The 300-nt window shown below is 65.0% G+C and carries 1 protein-coding gene; it reads left to right on the forward strand.

Going from position 1 to position 300, the window contains the following annotated elements; genetic code table 11:
* A partial coding sequence (locus FLQ44_RS08180) for a hypothetical protein (protein ID WP_147693971.1) occupies nt 1–300 on the forward strand: 300 nt, incomplete at both ends.

Below are 300 nucleotides of genomic sequence, written 5' to 3' on the forward strand. Positions count from 1 at the left end.
ACAGTTCTTGCGCAGCCTCCGTGTGGTGTGCGGAGCTGCGGCGGACTTCATTCAGTCGCACAAGTTGAACGCGGAGCAGGCGCGGCAGGCATCCGAGCTTGCAAGCGTTCTGCCCAAGCTGGTCGCCGATGCACGCGACAAAGACAGGTGGACGCGTGACGAGCTGCTTCGCGAGCTTGGCTGGCGCGATCCCGCCAAGACGCTGCTCATCCACCGGTTCCCGGTCGGCGCCTATGTCCAGCGTAACCGCGACACTGAGGTCAAGCTGCTAGCCGCGCTGCATGCCGCCGACCAGGGCTA

Source organism: Vogesella mureinivorans, assembly GCF_007644035.1.
Classification (GTDB): domain Bacteria; phylum Pseudomonadota; class Gammaproteobacteria; order Burkholderiales; family Chromobacteriaceae; genus Vogesella; species Vogesella mureinivorans.